We start from the raw sequence: 17,482 nt of genomic DNA on the forward strand, positions 1-17,482 counted from the left end.
CGTCACAGGCCGGCGGCGCGAAGCCGTCGTCGAGGAGCTCGTGCGGGAGCGGAGCGGTGTCGGTCATCGTGGTGTCGATCCCAGCCTCAGAGCATGCCGTTGACGACGAACTTGTTGAGCTCGCGGCCGGTCTTGCCGTCGTACGCGTGGACGGTGCACACCAGGCAGGAGTCGAAGCTGCGCGCGACGTGGCCGAGCTCGACCGGGTCCTCCATGTCCACGATCGGGGCGCCCACCAGCGCCTTCTCGATCGGTCCGAGCTGCTCCTCGGCATCCCGCGGCCCGATGTTCCAGGCAGTGGGCGTGATCACCTGATAGTTCTCGATCTTGCCGTCCTCGATCACGATCCAGTCCGAGAGGAAGCCACGGGCTGCCTCGGTGCCACCGTAGCCCTTGCCCGACACGGGCTCCTCGGGCTTGGTGTAGAAGGAGCCGTGCAGGTCGATCTGCGACAGCCAGTCCATGACCCACTTGAAGTACTTCGGCCCCTCGTGCATGCGGGCCATCTGGCGGGTGAAGACCGACGGCCCGATCTTGCCCAGGATGTCCATGAACAGCGGGTCGTAGTCCTGGTGCTCGAGCCGGTCCGGGTTGCCGGCGGCGATCCGTCGGGCCAGCGGCCCCGCCTCGAGCGGCACCCGGCCGAGCCCGGGGACCTCATACCGCGGCGACTTCGCCCAGGAGTACTTGCCCGCCTGGCGCGCCGAGGCCGGGTCGAGCGGGACGGTCTCGCCCTCCCAGGGGTGCAGCGGGCGGTCACCCTTGAAGTAGGAGTGCGTGACGTCCTCCGCGACGCGGAGGTGGTCGTACTCGAAGTGCTTCCCGTCGGCGTAGACGCCCGACCGGCCGATCAGCGCGTCGTTCCGGCCGTCCACGGTCGGGTTCTCGTACAGCTCCGGCTGGAAGTAGGTCCCGGAGGCGATGTAGTTGCCGACACCGCCGCCGTACTTGTCGAGGCCGACGTCGAGGCAGTAGCGGATGAAGAAGCCGCAGTCGGAGTTGTACTGCGCCTCGTTCTCCTCGACCCAGGCGAGCATGTCCTCCCAGGTCTTGATCTCCAGCCACCGGTCGACGGAGCAGCCCAGCCATTCCGCCTCCAGCCAGTTGTCCTTCCAGTGGTTGAGGATCGCCGTGGCCCGGGTGACGTCGACCAGGCTGGGCGCGCTCATCACGCCACCCGGCACCATGAAGGAGCTGTGCGGCCACTGACCGCCGAACATCGCGTAGACCTCGACCGGCTTGTTGGAGAGCACCACGCCCTTCTGGTACGACGTCCCCACGTACGGCGCGAACCGGCGGACCGCCTCGTCGTACAGCGGCGACTTGGCGTAGTTCTTGTTGACCAGGTCGATGGCGAACAGCGCGTAGAAGTACCGCGGGATGGACTGGAGCGTCTCGCAGGCCTGCGCGATGTTGCGGACCAGGGTGGCGTTCTGCGGGACGTGGGTCTTCCACGCCGTGTCCAGGGCGTAGCAGGCCTTGTACAGGTGCGATCCTCCGCAGATCCCGCAGATGCGAGGCGTGACGATGAGCCCCGCCTGCGGGTCCTTGCCCCTGAGGATGATCTCGAAGCCGCGGAACATCGCCGCCTCGGTCCAGGCGGAGGTGACGACGCCGTCCTCGATGGTCACGCGGACGTCGAGGTCTCCCTCGACCCGCCCCAGCGGGCTGACGAAGAGATCGGTGCTGGTCATGTGGGTGGGCCCTTCTCGTTGGGCCGGCCTGGTCGTGCCGGCCGATGGCGGTGGTGTGGATCGGGTGGGAGGACCGCGAGGTCACACCACGAACATGTCTTCCTTCGACCACTGGGGCGCGGCGAGCCGGGCCGCCGACGCCTGCGCCATGTAAGTGAGGTGGTCGGCGCCCTCGGGAACCTCCTTGGGGATCACCCCGGAGACCTTCTGCGTCTTGAACACGGTGCCCTTCGCCAGGTCGAAGAACGGGAACTCGGGCTCGGTGCAGCCCAGGCACGGCATGCCGGCCCGAGTCTTCGAGGACTGGCGGTTCCACAGGATCCGGTTGCAGGGACTGTGGGTCATCGGGCCGCGGCAGCCGAGCTCGTAGAAGAGGCAGCCGGTCCGGGTCCCCTCGCCGAAGGACATCGTCGACTGCTTGTAGTCGAAGAACTGCACCCGGGTGCAGCCCGTCTGGGTGAAGGTCTTGAAGAAGGTCTGCGGACGGTGCAGGTCGTCGAGGGCGATGTCGGCGGTTCGGCCTGTCGCGAGCGCGACGATGATCTGGGTGATCCAGTCCGGGTGGGCGGGACAGCCGGGGATGTTGATGACCGGCAGCCCGGCCTTCGACACCCAGTCGGCGCCGAGGAAGCCGCCCTTCTTGCGCTTGTGGAACTGCAGGCCGGTCGACTGCGACGGGTTGGGTTCCATCGCGGGGATCCCGCCCCAGGTGGCGCAGTCGCCGATCGCGACCACGATGGAGGCGGCGTTCGCCAGGTCGGTCACCCACTCCTTCATCTCGCGGTCGGCGAAGCGGTCGTAGCCGTCCTTCTCGATGACGGTGCCCTCGAACACGAAGATGTCGAGAGGACGCGCGCCGCTGGCGCAGTCGGCGAAGATCTTCTGCGCGTTGTCACCGAGCTCCAGCCCGAGCGAGGGGTGCCAGAGCAGCTCGAGGCCGAAGTCGACGATCAGGTCGACGACGTTCGGCTCCTCGGCGTTGAGGAACGACATGGTGTTTCCGGAGCAGGCGCCGCCTTGCAGCCACAGCACTGAGGACATGGCCCTTCCTTTCTGTTGAGACCGGCCTTCGAGGGGAGCGGTCAGCCACGGGGCTGGGAGTCGAGTTCGATGCCGATCGACTTCGCGACGGCGGCCATGTAGGCGATCGCCCTCTGGATGTCGGGGTCCTTGAGCAGCTTCATCAGCGACAACAGGCCCTTGACCTCGACCGGCTCCTTCTCGGCGCGCTCGGCGCCGGCGGTCAGTCCGCGTCCGATGCGCGCGATCTGATCGACCATCTCGGTCGAGACGATCCCCGAGTCGAGCACGTCGTCGATCAGGCCTGCGTCCACCACCCGGGTGACCGCGGGGGTGAGCTTCGGCATTGCGGTCGAGAGCGCGATCACGCTGGCGAGGATCTCTCCCGGGTCGACCGACTCCAGCGCCGGGTTGCTCGCGGCGACGCCGCGGATGTCGGCCAACCCCTCCGCGATCGCCTCGCCGATGGTCTCCGTCCTCCCGACGAACCCGTCGAGTCCAACGAGGAGGATCGCGAGGAGGTCTGCGTGGTCGAGCAGGTTGTTCAGCGCCGCGGCGACCTGGGGGTCGTCGAGCCGCTCTCTGAGCATGCCGATCGAGGTCTGTGGCTGGACCACGAGGTCTCCTGTCATGCGACGCCTCCAGAATCGGTGTGACCTTCGTCGCAACGACCATAGGAGCGCGCTCGGTGGGTCGGCTATCGCTTGGGCGAAGACGCTATCCATTTCGCGCAGAAAAGTTGCCGCTGATGCGAACGGGGGCCATGGTGGGCACGAGCAGCCGTCGACAACCGAGGCTCCCGGACGGTCGAGAAGGAGGTGGGGAGGTGGCTCGCCTGGCCAAGCTCGGCTTCATCAACACCTCGAAGACGACCGGACCGGTACGTCGGCGGATCCGGTCCCGCGGCGTACCGACCGCACTGGCCGGGGCCGAGGTCTTCTGCACCGACGAGGCGGCCACGGCCGAGCAGATGGTCGGCTATCTCCTGGGCCAGCACCGCCTGTCGGTGACCAGCGGCGACGCGCCGTTCCAGGCGTCGATGCACGCGGTGCGCCTGCGCGACGTCACGATGGCCTACCTGGACTATCAGCACCCGGCCCGCCTGGAGTTCGCCGAGACGGGCAACCACTACACCGTGCTGATGCCCACCAGCGGCACCGCGGAGGCCCGCTACAACGGCACCGCGGCGACCGGGCTGACCTACCAGGGCCTCGTGGTCAACCCCCACACCCGCCTGTTCCTCAGCCTCGCCTACGACACACCGCTGCTGATCATCCGGATCGAGGTGCAGGCCCTCGAGCGCCAGCTCTCGCGGATGCTGGGGCGCAGCCTGGACAAGCAGGTCCTGTTCGAGCCGGAGATGAACATGACCACCGACCCGGCGGTCCGCTGGCACGGCTCGCTCCAGCTGCTCTCCAGCGAGGTGATGACGCCGAACTCGCTGGTGCAGCAGGGCATCGGCGCCGGCCCGATCGAGGAGCTGATCATCTCCTCGCTGCTCTGGGTGCAACAGTCGAACGTGCACTCCAGCCTGGCCGACGTCTCGCAGACCGGCGGCCGGGCCGCGGTCCGGGCGGCGGTCGCCTACATCGAGGAGCACCTCGCCGACCCGATCACCCTGCGCGACATCGCCCGGCACACCAGCCGCAGCGCCCGGGCGATCCAGCAGGCGTTCGCGGACGACCTGCGCACGACGCCGATGAACTACGTCCGCGACCGCCGCCTGGAGCGGGCCCGCAACCAGCTCGCCGACGCGCTGCCCAGCGACGGGATCACGGTCACCGAGGTCGCCGAGCGCTGGGGGTTCAACCACCTCGGCAACTTCTCGGCGGCCTACCGCAAGCGCTTCGGCGAGTCCCCGTCCCAGACCCTGCGGCGCTGACATGCACGAGCTCTCCCTGTGCCGCTCGATCCTCCAGGTGGTCGAGCGTGCGGCCGGCGACCAGCGCGTCAACGCCGTGAACCTCAAGGTCGGCCAGCTGCGGCAGGTGGTCCCGGGCACCCTTGCCTACTGCTGGGGACTGGTGACCGAGGACGGGCCGCTCGCCGGCTCGTCCCTGCGGATCGAGTCGGTCCCGGTCGCCGGGGTCTGCCGCGACTGCGGGGAGGAGACCGAGATCGAGCAGGTCCTGGTCCTGGCCTGCGGCAGCTGCGGGAGCGCCGCGATGGACCTGGTCCGCGGCGAGGAGTTCCTGATCACCACGCTCGACCTCGACGACCGCGCCGCCTCCTGACGTCCCGTCATCCAGCCACCTGAGGAGAACCCGATGGGCCGCTTCCACCGCCACGACGACGAGCACGGGCACGGCCATGGCCACGGTCACGAGGACGTCGGCGACCACTCCGGCTACGAGACGGGGCCCGACCGCGTCGTGGTCCTGGAGCGGATCTTCGACGAGAACGACCGGCGGGCGGCGGAGAACCGGAGCCTGCTCGACGAGGCCGGCGTCGTCACCATCAACCTGATGTCCTCGCCGGGGGCCGGGAAGACCACGCTGCTGGAGCGGACCCTGGCGGCGCTGCCTGCACCCGAGCGGGTCGGCATCATCGAGGGCGACATCGAGACCAGCATCGACGCCGACCGACTCGAGGCCGCCGGCGCCCGGGTGTCCCTGCTCAACACCGCCGACGGCTTCGGCGGCGAGTGCCACCTCGACGCCCCGATGGTGGCCGACGCGCTGGGGCGACTGGATCTGTCCGGGCTCGACGTCCTCTTCGTCGAGAACGTCGGCAACTTGGTGTGCCCGGCCGAGTTCGATGTCGGCGCGCACCGTTCGGCGATGGTCTACGCCATCACCGAGGGTGAGGAGAAGCCGCTGAAGTACCCCGTCATGTTCCGGTCGGTCGACGTCGTGGTGGTGAACAAGCTCGACCTGCTGCCGCACCTGGACTTCGACCTCGACCTCTTCCGGTCCCACCTGGCCGGCGTCAACCCCGACGCCGAGGTGATCGAGCTGAGCGCCCGATCCGGTGAGGGCCTCGAGCGCTGGACACAGTGGCTCGCGGCCGCGCGCGCCGGGCTCCCGGGCGCCGGGCTCCCGGGCGGCGGGCACCCGGGCGGCGGGCACCCGGGCAGCGGGCACCCGGGCGGCGGGCACCCGGGCGGCGAGGGCTGAGCGGATGGCTCGACCGCGCATCGTCCAGGACGAGGGCCAGGCCGGCTTCCACTGGGCCACGAGCAGTGGCGAACCGATCGCGCTGCCCGACCTGGTCGCGATCGACGAGGAGCCCGAGCGGCTGCTGCCCACGCACTTGGAGGCGCTGGACGACGCCCTCATCATCGCGACCGGCCGGCTCAGCGACGTGCTCGGTGGCGGTCGACGGCCGTCCGGCGACGAGCAGCGCGACCTCCGCGAGCTCCACCGGGCGCTGGACCGCCTCTGCCACGAGTACGCCGTCGCGGCGGCGCGGACCGGGACGGAGCCCGACGTCCGGGCCGGCCAGATCATCGGCACGGCGACGCTGGTGAGCGTCCTCGCCCGCCAGCCGATCGGGCTCCTGGGGCCTGCCCCGCTCGACGGCGAGCTCGACGACCCGTCGATCGGGATCGTCGGAGGCTTCGGCGACCTGGTGGTCGCCGACCCCGAGCGGCCCTGGACCGGCGCCCGCTGGGTGGTCCGCACCACCGACGGCCGGCGCCTGCCCGCGACCCTCTCCATGCTGCTCCACGACAGCTCCGGGGTGAACAAGGAGGCGGCGGTCGAGGAGCACCGCGCCGCCCTGCGCAGCACGATCGCCGCGGCCGATCTGCCGAACGCCGACCGGATGGCGGCGGCGTGCGCGCTGGACTGGATGCTCTACGACTTCCTCAACGCCCACCGCGACGGCCCCGACAGCGGTGCCATCGACCTCCACGGCCGCGGTGACGACGCCGCCCTGGTGGTCGCCGCGAGCGACGCGTCGGTGCGGTGCCGGACCGACTTCGACCCGCTGCTGGTCCACCTCTGACGGGGAACCCCGTGGGGGTGGACCACCCCCGCACCCCTCCCCCGGGGTGAGGACGTGACGGTCGCGGACGCCTAGCGTCGGCTCGCATGGCACGCCTCGACCTCGCCATCGACCACCTCACCCGGCCCGGGTTCGGCGTTCTCGTCGTCGACGACTACGCCGATGTCGCGCTCCGCGATCGTGAGATCCGTGCCGACGCGATGCGGGACCTCGTCGATTTCGCGCTCTCCCCTGCGGCTCGCCCGTCGCTCGGCGCGGTGTTGCTGTCGCCGGCACATCTCACGCTGCGACGACCACTCGTCGCGCCACCGGACGGCGAACTACCTGCGGTGGGCGTCGGGGTGGACCTCGGCGTGGGACCTGTTGCCGTGGGCAGCGCCGTCGCCGCCGCACGCCGACTGGGCGCCACCTTCGTCGAGTTGCGCGCGAACCGACGTCCGGGGCAGTTCGCCCGCGGAGAACCCCATGTCGATGCCCGGGCCGTCACCGGTACCGCGGCGCTGGCACAGGAGGCCGGACTCGTCCCTGTCGTCACGGTCGCGCTGCCCGGGCTCCCCGGCAGCCGGATCGGGGTGACGCGGGCGGTCATGGTGAACGCACTCCGGGCGGTCTTCGACGCCGCGGCCGACCTGCGCTGCGACCCGGCGCGGCTCGTCGTACGGCTCCCGCTCGTCGCGCCGGGCCCGCGGTCGGGCCAGGATGCCTCGGCCGACGTCGTGGCCGAGCACACGCTCGACGCGCTCGACGAGGCCGTGCCGACCGAGGTCCCGGCGGTCTGGTTCCTCTCCGCGGGGCACGACCTGCCGGACGTGTGTGGGCAGCTCGCCACCGTGAGCCGTCTCGCGCTGGAGCGCGGCGTGACCCGGGCGCTCGGCTTCGCGCTCGGACGGGCGCTCCTCGAGCCCGCCCTCGACGGCTGGCGCGACGGCGGTCCGGCTCGGGCCCGGCAGCGGTTCGGTGCCGCGTGCGAGGCGGCGCACCGCGCCCTCGTCCCGGCGCTGGCCTCCCACTGACATCGGGCGAGGCGTCTCACCCCCAGGGGTGGGCCGGGGAGGCGAGGGAGATTCCAGCCTTGTGTGCTTGTGAAAGCACGGCGCACCCTCGGAGCACGACCCACTCGTCCCGAGGAGCCCCGATGACGTCCCTGGCCAGCATGATCGAGGACCACCTGAGCACGCTGCACGAGCGCCTCGCGCAGGCGGTCTCGCGGCCGCAGGCGCACCGTCCGGGCGACCGCCGGGCGTGCACCGACGACTTCCTGGTCGCGACCACCCAGCACCTCTCCGCGGTGACCGACATCGTCCTCCCGGCCGTACGCCGGCACCTGCCGGACAGCAGGGACGTCTCGCGGGAGTTCCTCCGCGCGGCGAAGCGGCTGGAGCGGGCGCTGGTCATCGCCAAGGCGAAGCAGTACGGACAGGCGCAGAACATCGGGCGCGCATGGGACCAGGTCTGGGGGATGGTGCACGACGACCTGGACGCGGTCGCCGTGCTGGAGCGCGACCTGGCCACCCGCCTGTCCGCAAGCCTCCCGCAGACCGAGATGCAGCGGCTCGGAGACCTGCTCGCGGCGACGGCGCTGCGCTCTCCCACCCGGCCGCACCCCCACCTACCCCACCGCGGCGTCGCCGGCAAGGTGGTGCGGAGCGTGTGGAGCCGCGCCGACCGGGTGTGGGACGAGTTCGAAGGACGGATCACCCAGCCGCTGACCCCGCGCGAGGCCGGTTGAGCCGCCGTACCGCCCCCTGACCGGTCACCCGCACGGTCACCCCTGCGCTGGATGTGCCCGTCGCCCACCGCTGGTGTGCTCTGCCGGACCACACCTGCACGAAAGGCGAGGCGGATGATCACGGACCGTACGACCCTGGCCCGCTTCCTCATCGAGGAGCGGCGCCGCCATCCCGGATCCAGCGGCGAGCTCAACGCCCTGATCCTCGACGTCGCGCTGGCCTGCAAGGCGATCTCGGGTCGGATCGCCTCCGGGGCGCTGAGCGACATCCTGGGCAAGGCCGGCGCGGAGAACGTCCAGGGCGAGCAGCAGCAGAAGCTGGATCTCCTCGCCAACGACATCGTTCTCCGTGCCACCGAGTGGGGCGGCCAGGTGGCGGGGATGGTCTCGGAGGAGCTCGCCGAGCCGTACGTCCTACCCGCCGCCTTCCCACGAGGGAAGTACCTGCTGGCGTTCGACCCGCTCGACGGGTCCTCGAACATCGACGTCAACGTGTCCGTCGGCAGCATCTTCTCGATCCTGCGCGCACCGACCCCGGGGCGGATCCCTCCGCTGCGGACTTCCTGCAGCCCGGCGTGCAGCAGGTCGCGGCCGGCTACGCCATCTACGGCCCCTCGACGTTGCTCGTCCTCTCGGTCGGCCGTGGCGTGCACGGCTTCACCCTCGATCCCGAGCTCGGTGAGTTCTTCTGGACCCACCCGGACATCACGGTGCCCACCTCGACCTCGGAGTTCGCCGTCAACAGCTCCAACCGACGGTTCTGGGAGCGGCCGGTGGGCCGCTACATCGACGAGTGCCTGGCCGGCGTGGCGGGACCGCGGCGCAAGGACTTCAACATGCGCTGGGTCGCCTCGCTGGTGGCCGAGGCACACCGCATCCTCACCCGTGGTGGGGTGTTCCTGTATCCGAGGGACACCAAGACCCCGGACATGCGCGGGCGGTTGCGCCTGCTCTACGAGGCCAACCCGATCGCCTTCCTGGTGGAACAGGCAGGAGGCCTGGCCACCACCGGACGGATGCCCGTCCTGGACGTCCAGCCGACCGACCTTCACCAGCGGGTCGGGTTCATCTTCGGCTGCCGCGAGGAGGTCGAGCGGATCGTCCGCTACCACCACGAGCCCGGCGACGCCGACGACGCGTCGTATCCGCTCTACGGGCTGCGCGGCCTCTATCGTGCGGCGACCTGAGGGAGGAGCCATGTCGGCACAGCACCCCATCGTCGCCATCACCGGGTCCTCCGGGGCCGGCACCACCTCCGTCATGCGGACCTTCGAACAGATCTTCCGGCGCGAGAGCGTCGACGCGGCCTTCGTGGAGGGCGACAGCTTCCACCGGTTCGACCGCGCGGAGATGGCGGAGCGGATGCGCAAGGCTGTCGAGGGGCAGGACCACACGTTCAGCCACTTCGGTCCCGAGGCCAACCTGCTCGCCGAGCTCGAGAGGCTCTTCGAGCAGTATGGGGCGACCGGCACGGGACGGCTGCGCAGGTACCTCCACGACGAGGCCGAGGCCGCGCCGTACGGACAGCCGCCGGGCACCTTCACTCCCTGGGAGGACCTGCTCGAGGGCACGGACCTGCTCTTCTACGAAGGCCTGCACGGCGCCGTGGCGACCGAGGACGTCGATGTCGCCCGACACGTCGACCTGCTCATCGGCGTCGTGCCCGTGATCAACCTCGAGTGGATCCAGAAGCTCCACCGCGACAAGGCCAAGCGCGGCTACTCGACCGAGGCGATCACCCAGACCATCCTGCGCCGGATGCACGACTACGTGACCTACGTCTGCCCACAGTTCTCCCGCACGCACGTCAACTTCCAACGGGTGCCGGTGGTCGACACGTCCAACCCCTTCATCGCACGCACCATCCCGAGCCAGGACGAGTCGATGCTGGTGATCCGGTTCCAGGATCCGCGCGGCATCGACTTCCCCTACCTCCTCTCGATGCTCCACGACTCGTTCATGTCGCGGCCCAACACGATCGTGTGCCCGGGCGGGAAGATGGACCTGGCGATGCAGCTGATCTTCACCCCGATGCTCTGGCGACTGCTCGAGCGGCGGGACCAGACCCGGTAGCCCATCAGGCTGACGCGGTGGCGGCGCCGGTGGCGCGACGGCGCAGCAGGTCCACTCCGGCGGCCTTGCCGTCCGGGTGATCGAAGAGCCAGGAGCCGGAGATGAAGACGTCGGCGCCGGCCTCGGCGGCACCGACGATCGTGGTGTCGGTGATACCCCATCGACCTCGAGCTCGATGGCGAGACCGGACTCGTCGATCATCCGGCGCAGACGGGCGACCTTCGACTCGACCGCAGGGAGATAGGCCTGTCCACCGAAGCCGGGGTTCACCGTCATCGCGAGCACCAGGTCAGTCTCCTCGAGCACGTGGGCGACGACCTCAGGCGGGGTGTGGGGATTGAGCGCGACGCCGCTGCGGGCGCCGAGCCGGCGGATCCCGGCCAGGGTGCGGTGCAGATGGGGGCAGGCCTCGGCGTGGACGATCACCAGATCGCACCCCGCCTCGACGTACCGGTGGAGAAGGCGGTCCGGCTCCACGACCATCAGGTGCGCCTCGAACGGCACGACCGTCGACCTTCGAGCCGCGGCGACCACATCCGGTCCGAAGGTCAGGTTGGGCACGAAGACGCCGTCCATCACGTCCCATTGGATCCGGTCGACCCCCGCCTCGGCGAGGTCGGCGACCTCCGCCCCGAGGCGGCCCAGGTCAGCGGGCAGGACGGACGGGACGATCAGCGGAGAACGCGCGTGCTGGGTCATCGGGAGTGCCTCTCTGTCGGAGGCCTCCATCCCACCGGTCGGGGCAGTGGCGAGCACGATCCGTGCGGGTGGCACCAGGGGTGAGATCCCCCGCTAGCGGATGAAGTCGCCCGCGGTCGTGACCAGGTCCAGCACCGGCCCCGGCACCACACCGAGGGCCACGGTGAGCACGACGCCGACCGCGATGGTGCCGGTCGTGAGGACCGATGGCCGGGTGACGGTGCCGACGCTCCGACCGTCTCCGTCGGTGAAGAACATCAGTCGGATATGCCGCACGTAGACCCACGCACCGACCACGCTGCTCGCGATGGCGACGAACACGACCGGCCACGCCCCCGCCGACATGGCCGACGTGAACACCGCCCATTTGCCGACGAAGCCAGCGGTGAGGGGGATGCCGGCCATGGAGAGCAGCAGGACGGCGAACGCGCCCGCGGTCAGCGGCGAGCGGCGTCCTAGGCCCGCCCAGTGGTCATAGCCCGTCGACTCCCCGCCCGCATCCCGCACCAGGGTCACGAGGGCGAACGCCGCCAGGGTGGCGAAGCCGTAGGTCGTCAGGTAGAACAGCACGCCCTCCAGAGAGGTGTACTGGCCGTCCGCGAGCTCGCCGGCGCTCTGCACGCCGAGGACGCCGACGAGGATGAACCCGGTGTGCGCGATCGAGGAGTAGGCGAGCATCCGCTTGACGTCGGTCTGTACCACCGACAGCACGGCGCCGAGCACCATCGACGCGATCGCGATCACCCACAGCATCGGCTGCCAGCTCCAGCGCTCGCCGCCGAACGCGACGTACAGCAGGCGGAGCAGGGCGCCGAAGGCGGCGACCTTGGTCCCGGCGGACATGAACGCGGTCACCGCGGTGGGCGCGCCCTGGTAGACGTCGGGGGTCCACGCCTGGAAGGGCGCGGCGCCGATCTTGAACAGCAGGCCGACGGCGAGCAGGCCGATGCCGGCCAGCAGCAGACCGTGGTTGGCCGAGCCCGCGCGGACCGCCTCGTTGATGCCGGCGAAGTTGACGGTGCCCGCGTAGCCGTAGACCAGCGCGGCGCCGTACAGGAAGAAGCCGGAGGCGAAGGCGCCGAGGAGGAAGTACTTCATCGCCGCCTCCTGGCTCAGCAGGCGGCGCCGGCGCGCCAGGCCGCAGAGCAGGTAGAGCGGCAGCGAGAGGATCTCCAGCGCGACGAACATGGTGAGCAGGTCGCCGGACGCCGGGAAGAGCAGCATGCCGGCCACCGCGAAGAGCAGCAGGGGGTAGACCTCGGTGTGCTCCAGGCCGCGGGTCGAGGCCTCCCGCTCGTTCTCGCTGCCGGGCAGCGCGGCCGCCTGGCCGGTGAACGCCGAGACGCCGCCCTCGAGGCGCTGCTCGGCGAAGAGCGCGACGCCGCCGAGCGCGAAGACGAGGAGCAGGCCCCACAGGTAGACGGTCGGGCCGTCGACCACGATGCTGCCCATGGCGCCGACCAGGCCGCGGCCCTCGCCGCCGGCCGCACCGGTGTGGTCGTCGAGGCCGATGCCGACGACGACGGTCGCGACCAGGGCGGCGACGACGGTGACCAGGGCCAGGCCGACCTGCGGCAGCCGGCGGGTGCCGCGCGGCAGGAAGGCCTCCAGCGCGACGCCGACGCAGGCACCACCGAGGACGATGATGAGCGGCAGCAGCTCGGCGTACTCGAGCTCGGGCTTCACGAACTCCATCAGTGGGCCGCCTCTCCCTCGTGCTCGGCATCGGTGTCGGCGTGGACGACCGTCGGGGCGTCGTCCTGGATCCCCATGTGCTGCATCAGGTCACCCACCATCGGGTTGCTGACGTCGAGCAGGGGCGCGGGATAGAACCCGAAGAACACCAGCGCGACCATCAGCGGTGCGACGGCGGCGATCTCGCGGACGCCGAGGTCCTTCGTGGTCTCCGCCTCGGGGGGCGTGGGCCCGGTCATCGTGCGCTGGTACATCCACAGCACGTAGATCGCCGAGAGGACGACCGCGGTGACCGCGATCGCGCCGACGTACCAGGCGTGGTCGAAGGCCGCGACGAACACCAGGAACTCGCTGATGAACGGCGACAGGCCGGGCAGGCCCAGCGTGGCCAGGCCGGCGACGAGCAACAGGCCGGCGAGGACCGGGGCGACCTTCTCGACACCCCGCATCTCGCGGATCGAGGAGGTGCCGCTGCGGTCGTAGAGGTAGCCGGCCACCAGGAACAGCGCGGCGGTGCCGAGGCCGTGGTTGACCATGTAGAGGATCGCGCCGGTGCCGCCCTGGCTGCTCATGGTGAACACGCCGAGGGTGATCAGGCCGAAGTGGCTCAGCGAGGTGAGACCGATGAGCCGGAAGATGTCGTCCTGCCCGATCGCCACGAGCGCGCCGTACACGACCGAGATCAGGGCGAGGGTGATGACGAGCGGCGTCGCCCACTGCGAGGCCTCGGGGAAGATGCCGAGGCAGAACCGCATCATCCCGAAGGTGCCGATCTTGTCGAGGATGCAGACGAGCAGCACGCCGGTGCCGGGGGTCGCCTTCTCGGTCGTGTCGGCCAGCCACGTGTGCAGCGGGAACAGCGGTGCCTTGATCGCGAAGGCGATGAAGAAGCCGAAGAACAGCCAGCGGCCGGCCTCGGTGCCGATGTCGAGCCGCTCGAGGTCGGAGAGGAGGTACGACGGCTCGCCCTGCTGGGCGGACACGACGTACAGCCCGATGACGGCGGCCAGCAGGATCAGGCCGCCCGCGAGCTGGAACATCAGGAACTTCAGCGCCGCGGCGCTCCGGCCGTCGCGGCCGAAGCCGCCGACCAGGAAGTACGCCGGGATCAGGGTCGCCTCGAACACGACGTAGAACAGGAAGACGTCGGTCGCGCAGAACACCGCGAGCGAGAGTCCCTCGAGGGCGAGCGTCCAGGCCACGAAGGAGCGCGCGCCGGCCGAGCCCGCGGCGTCGGCCTTGAACCACTCGGCGCCCAGCACGAGCGGGACGAGCAGCACGGTCAGCAGCACCAGCAGCAGGCCGAGGCCGTCGACGCCCAGGGCATAGTGGACCCCGAACGCCTCGATCCACTCGCGCTCCTCGGTGAGCTGGCGCCCACCGTCGAGCTCGTACGACGCCGCGACGACGACGCCCACGACCAGGGTCGCCAGCGCGATGCCCAGGCCGGCGGTCTTGCTGACCGTGCGCGGCAGCAGCGCGACCGCGACCGCACCGGCGAGGGGCAGCCAGATGAGAAGACTCAACATCAGTTCACCACCACCAGGGTCAGGACGAGGAGCAGCGCGCCGCCGAGGATGCCGAGGGCGTACGAGCGGACGTAGCCGTTCTGGAGCCGCCGCAGCAGTTCACCGGTGCCGGCGAGGATCGTCGTGCCTCCCATGAAGAGGCCGTCGACGATGCCGCGGTCCGCGCCGACCAGGCCGCGGACCGTGGCCCTGCCCGGGGTGACGACCAGCCCCTCGTTGATCGCGTCGCCGTAGAGGTCGGCGCGGGCGGCCCGGGTGGCGATCGAGACCTCCGTGGGCGCGACCCGCGGGACCTCCCGCCTGCCGACCAGGAACCAGGCCAGCGCCACGCCGACGGCGACCACGGCGACCGTGAGCAGGGTGAGGACGATGACCGGCACCGGCGGGTCGTGGTGCTCGGCGTGGCCGACGACGGGGCTGAGCCAGTCGACGATCCAGTTGCCGGCGAGCATCAGGCCGCCGAGGACGGACAGCGCGGCGAGGACGATCAGCGGGATCGTCATCACCTTCGGGCTCTCGTGCGGATGGACGTCTCCCCCGGATTCAGTAGAGCCCCACCGCTTCTCGGTGAAGAAGGTCATCAGCATCATCCGGGTCATGTAGAAGCCGGTGATGCCGGCGCCCAGCAGGGCGCACACGCCGACGACCGGGTTCTCGACCAGCGCGGTCTCGATGATCTTGTCCTTGGACCAGAAGCCGGAGAAGCCGGGGAAGCCGATGATCGCGAGATAGCCCATCGCGAAGGTCAGGAAGGTGACCGGGAGCATCTTGCGGAGTGCGCCGTAGTGGCGCATGTTCACGTCGTCGTCCATGGCGTGCATGACCGAGCCGGCGCCGAGGAACATGTTGGCCTTGAAGAAGCCGTGGGTCAGCAGGTGGAAGATCGCGAAGGCGTAGCCCGCCACGCCGAGGCCGGCGCCGAGCATCATGTAGCCGATCTGGCTCATCGTGGAGCCGGCCAGGCCCTTCTTGATGTCGTCCTTGGCGCAGCCGATGATCGCGCCCCACAGCAGGGTCACGGTCGCGACGATGACGACCGCGGTCTGGGCGGTCGGGGCGAGCTCGAAGACGAAGTTGGAGCGGGTGATGAGGTAGACGCCCGCGGTCACCATGGTCGCCGCGTGGATCAGCGCCGACACCGGGGTCGGGCCCTCCATCGCGTCCAGCAGCCAGGCCTGGAGCGGGACCTGGGCGGACTTGCCGCAGGCGCCGACGAGCAGCAGTACGCCGATCCAGTTGAGCGTGCTCTCGCTGGCGCCGCCGGCCAGCGCGCTGACGCCGCTGAAGCTGGTCGTGCCGAAGGTGGCGACCATCAGGAAGATCGCCAGGCCCATGCCGACGTCACCGACCCGGTTGATGACGAACGCCTTCTTCGCCGCGGCCGCGGCCGAGGGCCTGTGCTGCCAGAAGCCGATGAGGAGGTACGACGCGAGGCCGACGCCCTCCCAGCCCAGGAACAGGCCGACGTAGTTCTCCGAGAGGATCAGCATCAGCATCGCCGCGACGAACAGGTTCAGGTAGGCGAAGAACCTGCGCCGGCGCGGGTCGTGGGCCATGTAGCCGATCGAGTAGACGTGGATCAGCGAGCCGACGCCGGTGATCAGCAGCAGGAAGAGCGCGGCCAGCGGGTCGTAGAGCAGGTCGAGGCCGATGTGCAGGCTGCCGGCCTCGCCTCCTGTGGTGATCCAGTCATACAAGTGCTGTTTCACCTGGCGCTCGCCCTCGTCGCGGCCGAGCAGGGCCAGGAAGAGCACGAGGCTGATCACGAACGACGCCGCGGCGGTCGCCGTACCGAGGAGGTGGCCCCACTTGTCGGTGTGGCGGCCGCCGAGCAGCAGCACCGCGGCGCCCAGCAGCGGCAGCGCGATGATCAGCCAGAGCAGGGCGAACGGGCCGTCGGCGTCGGTCGGCGCGACCACCGGGATGTGCTCGCCGGCCTCGAGGGCAAGCGTGGAGAGTGCGTTCATCGCGGGGCCTCTCAGAACTTCAGCAGGCTCGCGTCGTCGACCGAGGCCGAGCGACGGGTCCGGAAGATGGTCATGATGATCGCGAGCCCGACCACCACCTCGGCCGCGGCCACCACCATCACGAAGAAGGCGGCGACCTGGCCGTCGAGGTTGCCGTGCTGGTGGGCGAAGGCGACGAACGCCAGGTTGCAGGCGTTGAGCATCAGCTCGACGCACATGAACACCACGATCGCGTTGCGGCGGGTGAGCACCCCGATCGAGCCGATCGTGAACAGGATGGCGCTGAGCACCACGTACTCGGTCACGCCTCGTTCTCCTCACTCGAGCCGGTGGCCGCTGACTTTCCTGCGGTATTGGCGTCGGTCGCTTCGCTCCCCGCCTGCTTCGCATCCGGCTTCTCGGTCGGGTCCACGCCGAGCTGGTCCTTGATCGCCTCGATGTCCGTCAGGCCGGTCGCCTGCATGGTGCCGCGGGCCGCGAGCACCCGCGAGACCGACGCGGGGGCGGGGCTGCCGTCGGGCAGCAGGGCCGGGGTGTCGACCGCGTTGTGGCGGGCGTACACGCCGGGCGACGGCAGCGGGCCGAGGTGGGCGCCGGTCTCGGCGTACGCGCGGAGCCGCTCGGCCGCGAGCACCGGCTGGGTGCGCTTCGGGGTCAGCCGCTCGCGGTGGGCGAGCACCATCGCGCCGACCGCGGCGGTGATCAGCAGGGCGCTGGTGGCCTCGAAGATGAAGACGTAGCGCGAGAACAGCAGGTCGGCCAGGGCCTGGACGTTGCCGCCCGCGTTGGCCTCGTCGAGCCCCACCGCCGTGCCGAAGGTCAGCTGGGTCAGGCCGACGACCATGACCACGACGAAGGCCAGGCCGACCAGCCACGCGAGCACCTGCTGGCCCTTGATGGTCTCGACCAGCGAGTCGGAGGCGTCGACGCCGACCAGCATCAGCACGAACAGGAACAGCATCAGGATCGCGCCGGTGTAGACGATGATCTGCACCGCGAACAGGAACGGCGCCTCGAGGACGGCGTACAGGATGGCGAGGCTGATCATCACCACGGCCAGCAGCAGCGCGGCGTGGACGGCCTTGCGCACGAAGAGGATGCCGAGCGCGGCGAGCACCATGATCGGCG

General features: G+C 70.3%; 16 protein-coding genes and 3 pseudogenes. 10 read left to right on the forward strand and 9 right to left on the reverse strand.

Translation table 11 applies throughout. The annotated features are described in order from the left end of the window. Window positions 1-86: 86 nt before the first annotated feature. From FIV44_RS11010 to FIV44_RS11020, 3 genes are all read right to left on the reverse strand, one after another. Window positions 87-1,694: a nickel-dependent hydrogenase large subunit gene (locus tag FIV44_RS11010; RefSeq protein WP_141004473.1), complete on the reverse strand. Its 1,608-nt coding sequence runs from the start codon at window positions 1,692-1,694 to the stop codon at window positions 87-89. Between the two features lie 81 nt (window positions 1,695-1,775). Continuing rightward, window positions 1,776-2,735 carry an NADH-quinone oxidoreductase subunit B family protein gene (locus FIV44_RS11015; protein ID WP_141004474.1) on the reverse strand — a complete coding sequence of 320 codons (960 nt, stop codon included), beginning with the start codon at window positions 2,733-2,735 and terminating at the stop codon, window positions 1,776-1,778. 41 nt (window positions 2,736-2,776) lie between these two features. Beyond that, window positions 2,777-3,331, reverse strand: coding sequence for a DUF1641 domain-containing protein (locus tag FIV44_RS11020; RefSeq protein WP_181411107.1), 555 nt, complete (start codon window positions 3,329-3,331; stop codon window positions 2,777-2,779). A 209-nt stretch (window positions 3,332-3,540) separates the two neighbouring features. Here FIV44_RS11020 and FIV44_RS11025 point away from each other — a divergent pair, with 209 nt between their 5' ends. The 10 genes and pseudogenes from FIV44_RS11025 (at window position 3,541) to FIV44_RS32075 (ending at window position 10,464) form a co-directional block, all read left to right on the forward strand. Then, entirely contained in the window at window positions 3,541-4,596 is a 1,056-nt protein-coding gene (locus FIV44_RS11025) for an AraC family transcriptional regulator (protein WP_141004476.1), read from the forward strand. Window position 4,597: 1 nt separating this feature from the next. Next, a complete protein-coding gene (locus FIV44_RS11030) occupies window positions 4,598-4,948 on the forward strand; it encodes a hydrogenase maturation nickel metallochaperone HypA/HybF (RefSeq protein WP_141004477.1) in 351 nt (116 codons plus the stop codon). Window positions 4,949-4,981: 33 nt separating this feature from the next. Further along, window positions 4,982-5,830, forward strand: a complete 849-nt coding sequence (hypB, locus tag FIV44_RS11035; RefSeq protein ID WP_141004478.1) for a hydrogenase nickel incorporation protein HypB — start codon at window positions 4,982-4,984, stop codon at window positions 5,828-5,830. A 4-nt stretch (window positions 5,831-5,834) separates the two neighbouring features. Beyond that, entirely contained in the window at window positions 5,835-6,662 is an 828-nt protein-coding gene (locus FIV44_RS11040; RefSeq protein ID WP_141004479.1) for a hypothetical protein, read from the forward strand. 86 nt (window positions 6,663-6,748) lie between these two features. Next, entirely contained in the window at window positions 6,749-7,675 is a 927-nt protein-coding gene (locus FIV44_RS11045; RefSeq protein WP_141004480.1) for a class I fructose-bisphosphate aldolase, read from the forward strand. A 122-nt stretch (window positions 7,676-7,797) separates the two neighbouring features. Beyond that, the gene (locus tag FIV44_RS11050) at window positions 7,798-8,391 is read left to right on the forward strand and encodes a hypothetical protein (protein WP_141004481.1); all 594 of its coding nucleotides are present in this window, start codon (window positions 7,798-7,800) and stop codon (window positions 8,389-8,391) included. A gap of 114 nt (window positions 8,392-8,505) precedes the next feature. Continuing rightward, window positions 8,506-8,907, forward strand: a pseudogene (locus FIV44_RS34005) (hypothetical protein); the annotation flags it as partial. Window positions 8,908-8,948: 41 nt separating this feature from the next. Continuing rightward, a pseudogene (locus tag FIV44_RS34010) lies at window positions 8,949-9,080 on the forward strand (hypothetical protein); the annotation flags it as partial. A gap of 21 nt (window positions 9,081-9,101) precedes the next feature. Beyond that, entirely contained in the window at window positions 9,102-9,578 is a 477-nt protein-coding gene (locus FIV44_RS32070) for a hypothetical protein (RefSeq protein ID WP_246087015.1), read from the forward strand. Window positions 9,579-9,588: 10 nt separating this feature from the next. Next, complete coding sequence (locus FIV44_RS32075; protein ID WP_141004482.1) at window positions 9,589-10,464, forward strand: phosphoribulokinase; 876 nt, start codon at window positions 9,589-9,591, stop codon at window positions 10,462-10,464. A gap of 216 nt (window positions 10,465-10,680) precedes the next feature. On the opposite strand, the pseudogene FIV44_RS11065 reads toward FIV44_RS32075, so the two are convergent. From FIV44_RS11065 to FIV44_RS11090, 6 genes and pseudogenes are all read right to left on the reverse strand, one after another. After that, window positions 10,681-11,193 (reverse strand): annotated as a pseudogene (locus FIV44_RS11065) (ribulose-phosphate 3-epimerase); the annotation flags it as partial. 63 nt (window positions 11,194-11,256) lie between these two features. Beyond that, the gene (gene nuoN, locus FIV44_RS11070) at window positions 11,257-12,858 is read right to left on the reverse strand and encodes an NADH-quinone oxidoreductase subunit NuoN (protein WP_141004483.1); all 1,602 of its coding nucleotides are present in this window, start codon (window positions 12,856-12,858) and stop codon (window positions 11,257-11,259) included. Beyond that, window positions 12,858-14,387, reverse strand: a complete 1,530-nt coding sequence (locus FIV44_RS11075; protein ID WP_141004484.1) for an NADH-quinone oxidoreductase subunit M — start codon at window positions 14,385-14,387, stop codon at window positions 12,858-12,860. Before FIV44_RS11075 ends, nuoN begins: the two co-directional genes overlap by 1 nt. After that, window positions 14,387-16,354, reverse strand: a complete 1,968-nt coding sequence (gene nuoL, locus FIV44_RS11080; protein ID WP_141004485.1) for an NADH-quinone oxidoreductase subunit L — start codon at window positions 16,352-16,354, stop codon at window positions 14,387-14,389. The genes FIV44_RS11075 and nuoL overlap by 1 nt, the downstream gene beginning before the upstream one ends. A gap of 11 nt (window positions 16,355-16,365) precedes the next feature. Next, on the reverse strand, window positions 16,366-16,659 hold the full coding sequence (gene nuoK, locus FIV44_RS11085) for an NADH-quinone oxidoreductase subunit NuoK (protein ID WP_028657193.1): 294 nt from the start codon (window positions 16,657-16,659) through the stop codon (window positions 16,366-16,368). Beyond that, window positions 16,656-17,474 (reverse strand): NADH-quinone oxidoreductase subunit J, encoded by an 819-nt coding sequence (locus FIV44_RS11090; RefSeq protein WP_246087016.1) that lies wholly within the window; start codon window positions 17,472-17,474, stop codon window positions 16,656-16,658. The genes nuoK and FIV44_RS11090 overlap by 4 nt, the downstream gene beginning before the upstream one ends. Between the last annotated feature and the right edge of the window lie 8 nt (window positions 17,475-17,482).

The sequence above is a fragment of the Nocardioides humi genome (assembly GCF_006494775.1).
GTDB lineage: Bacteria > Actinomycetota > Actinomycetes > Propionibacteriales > Nocardioidaceae > Nocardioides > Nocardioides humi.

Coding starts and splice junctions, on each gene's coding strand:
- FIV44_RS11040 (WP_141004479.1), top strand. CDS start 5,835: ATGGCTCGACCGCGCATCGTCCAGGACGAGGGCCAGGCCGGCTTCCAC.
- FIV44_RS11010 (WP_141004473.1), bottom strand. CDS start 1,694: ATGACCAGCACCGATCTCTTCGTCAGCCCGCTGGGGCGGGTCGAGGGA.
- nuoN (WP_141004483.1), bottom strand. CDS start 12,858: ATGGAGTTCGTGAAGCCCGAGCTCGAGTACGCCGAGCTGCTGCCGCTC.
- FIV44_RS32075 (WP_141004482.1), top strand. CDS start 9,589: ATGTCGGCACAGCACCCCATCGTCGCCATCACCGGGTCCTCCGGGGCC.
- hypB (WP_141004478.1), top strand. CDS start 4,982: ATGGGCCGCTTCCACCGCCACGACGACGAGCACGGGCACGGCCATGGC.
- FIV44_RS11015 (WP_141004474.1), bottom strand. CDS start 2,735: ATGTCCTCAGTGCTGTGGCTGCAAGGCGGCGCCTGCTCCGGAAACACC.
- FIV44_RS11090 (WP_246087016.1), bottom strand. CDS start 17,474: ATGGTGCTCGCCGCGCTCGGCATCCTCTTCGTGCGCAAGGCCGTCCAC.
- FIV44_RS11050 (WP_141004481.1), top strand. CDS start 7,798: ATGACGTCCCTGGCCAGCATGATCGAGGACCACCTGAGCACGCTGCAC.
- FIV44_RS11075 (WP_141004484.1), bottom strand. CDS start 14,387: ATGTTGAGTCTTCTCATCTGGCTGCCCCTCGCCGGTGCGGTCGCGGTC.
- FIV44_RS11030 (WP_141004477.1), top strand. CDS start 4,598: ATGCACGAGCTCTCCCTGTGCCGCTCGATCCTCCAGGTGGTCGAGCGT.
- nuoL (WP_141004485.1), bottom strand. CDS start 16,354: ATGAACGCACTCTCCACGCTTGCCCTCGAGGCCGGCGAGCACATCCCG.
- FIV44_RS11045 (WP_141004480.1), top strand. CDS start 6,749: ATGGCACGCCTCGACCTCGCCATCGACCACCTCACCCGGCCCGGGTTC.